The organism is Corallococcus carmarthensis (genome assembly GCF_003611695.1).
Lineage (GTDB): Bacteria > Myxococcota > Myxococcia > Myxococcales > Myxococcaceae > Corallococcus > Corallococcus carmarthensis.
In genome coordinates this window covers 1-2,560 of record NZ_RAWE01000426.1, presented here as the reverse complement: position 1 = coordinate 2,560, position 2,560 = coordinate 1, and the positions used below count along the sequence as shown (strand labels likewise).

The following is a 2,560-nucleotide window of genomic DNA, read 5'->3' as shown; positions in this document are numbered from 1 at the left end:
GCCCCGCGCGGGTTTCTGGGGCGGCAGCAGTCCTACCAGCCGCTCCCATTGGGCGTCCGTCAGCTCTCCTCGGCTCATGCCCTCCTAACACCCGGCTCCGCTCGAACTATTTGCGGACACGTCCTAGCGGGGCTGCCAGCGCGGGCGGTAGTCGTCACCCTCGCTCGTCAGCACCGTGTACGTGTCCTTCGGGTGGGCGATGGCCGTGCCGGTGGGCTGGCCGGTGGCCGGGTCGATGGCGCGCACATTGAGCGCTCCGCCGAAGACGTAGGCCACGAGGCGGCCATCCGGGGAGAACGACGGCAGCGTGGCGTTTTCCGCGAAGAGCACCGGAGCGCCTTCCGCCGCGCCCGTGGTGGTGTTCACGCGCTGCAGGTAGATGGCGTTGCCCGGGTCGCTTCCGCACAGCTCCGTGCCGGTGTTGCCGCACAACGTGGCGGCGGTGCCGATGAGCAGGAAGTTCGCGCGCACATACGCGACCCAGCTGCCGTCCGGCGCCCAGTTCGGGTTCGCGATGTACGACTCCACGGTGCCACCCGTCACGGCGCGCGAGGTGGTGTCCGCCAGCAGCGCGGGCGTGCCGCCGCCCGTCACCGGCAGCGAGTACAGCCGGAGCACCGGCGTGGCCTCGGTCCCGAAGTTCACGGTGCGGTTGTCCGGGTTGGCCAGGAACAGCAGCTGCGAGGTGACGCGGTTGTAGTGCGGCTGCTCGCCCGTGGTGGGCGAGCCCGACAGCGGAGCCGGCGCGGCGCCGCCGGTGGAGACGTAGATGCCGTTGCCCGCGGCGCTGTACGCGTAGTCCGTGCCGTTGGGCGCGAAGTCCGGGAAGGTGCCATTGACGGTCGCCGACGTCGGCGTGCCGCCCGTCGCCGGGAGGGTGGAGATGCCCGTGTTCCCGCGCACCCAGGCGATGAGGTTGCCCGGCTCCCACTCCATGTAGCGGATGCGCGCGTTGCCGGCGGCGGTGCCCGTGGTCAGCACGGTGGGCGCGGCGGCCGTGAGCGGCACCGGGCGCACCGCGAGCTCACCCGCGGCGGCGGTGACGTCCCCCTGCACGAAGGCCACCTGGGTGCCTCCCGGGCCGAAGCGCGGGTAGGCGCTGGCGACGCCGTCGGCGCTGAGCGACGTCATCCCCGGCACGTCGTACGCCGTCACCAGCGCGCGGGTGCCGCCGTCGTTGCCCGTCACGGCGATGTAGAGCGACTGGCAGGTGGAGGCCTCGCAGCGCAGGCCCGCCATGCAGTCCCCGGACGCGGTGCACGCGCCGCCCTTGGCCACGTTCATGCCCGCGTCGGTGCCGGCGTCGGCCTCCGTGCCCGCGTCGGTGCCGGCGTCGACCTCCGTGCCCGCATCGGTCCCCGCGTCAGTGCCGGCGTCGACCTCCGTGCCCGCGTCGACCTCCGTGCCCGCGTCCTCTTCCGGGACGGGCGTGAGGGTGCTCAGTTCGCACGTGTTGTCCGAGTTGCAGGTCCACTGCTGGCCCTCAGGGGCCACGCCCTTGTCCCGGCAGTCGAACTGGTCGACGCATTCGTCGCCACAGCCCGTGGCCAGTACCGTCAGTGCCCCGAACAACGCCCCCCACACCACTCGCTTGGTCATGCTCATGCCTCCAAAGTCAGGGGGCGCGTCATAGCTTCGCGTTCGCGGGGGCCGGGATGCCTTGAAGGGCACGCCATCCGGGCCTGTCCGTGATTGAACGCGACTCGGAAGAAGGGTGCTCAATGATCGACACGCACTGCCATCTGGACGCTTCGCGCTTCGACCCGGACCGCGACAGCGTCGTCACGCGCGCCTGGGCCGCGGGCCTGCACGGCATCCTCATCCCCGCGGTGGGCCCGGAGACCTGGGAGCCTTTGCTCACGCTGCCGCGAAGGGACGCGCGCATCCAGGTGGGTCTGGGCATCCATCCCCAGTTCCTGCCGGACCTGCCCGCGGAGGACGACGGCATGCACCTGGAGCAACTGGACGCGCTGCTGTCGAAAGGCGGCGCGGTGGCGGTGGGCGAGTGCGGCCTGGACGGTCCGTCCCTTCCCGGCGCCCCGCTGGAGCGGCAGCTGGCGGTGCTGCGCGGACACATGGCCCTGGCGCGCAAGCACGGGCTGCCGGTGCTGATGCACTGCCACCGGCTGCACCCGGCGCTGATGGAGTTCCTGAAGGCGGAGCCGTGGCCGGAGGCCGGCATCCTGATGCACAGCTACAGCGGCGGCGCGGAGCTGGCGCGCTTCTACATCCAGAAGGGCTGCCACTTCTCCTTCGCGGGCCCGGTGACGTGGGCGGAGGCGCGCAAGCCGCTGGACGCCCTGCGCGTGATTCCGGCGGACCGGCTGGTGGCGGAGACGGACTCACCGGACCAGGCGCCCACGCCCTTCCGGGGGCAGCGCTCGGAGCCAGGCTACCTGCCCCACATCCTCGCGGGCATGGCACAGGTGCTGGGGGAGCCGGTGGAGGTGCTCGCCCAGCGGACGACCGAGAATGCCCGCCGCCTGTTCCGGGAAGCTTTCCCCTCCCCTTCGCGGTAGGCGAGCGTCGCGTGATAGAGGAGCCCCTCATGAACCCGCAG

2 protein-coding genes are annotated in these 2,560 nt (G+C 71.9%); one reads left to right on the top strand and one right to left on the bottom strand.

The features are described from left to right. Window positions 1–123: 123 nt before the first annotated feature. Entirely contained in the window at window positions 124–1,599 is a 1,476-nt protein-coding gene (locus tag D7X32_RS44065) for a TolB family protein (protein WP_120608440.1), read from the bottom strand. Window positions 1,600–1,721: 122 nt separating this feature from the next. Here D7X32_RS44065 and D7X32_RS44060 point away from each other — a divergent pair, with 122 nt between their 5' ends. Further along, window positions 1,722–2,519 (top strand): TatD family hydrolase, encoded by a 798-nt coding sequence (locus D7X32_RS44060; RefSeq protein ID WP_120608439.1) that lies wholly within the window; start codon window positions 1,722–1,724, stop codon window positions 2,517–2,519. Window positions 2,520–2,560 lie beyond the last annotated feature (41 nt).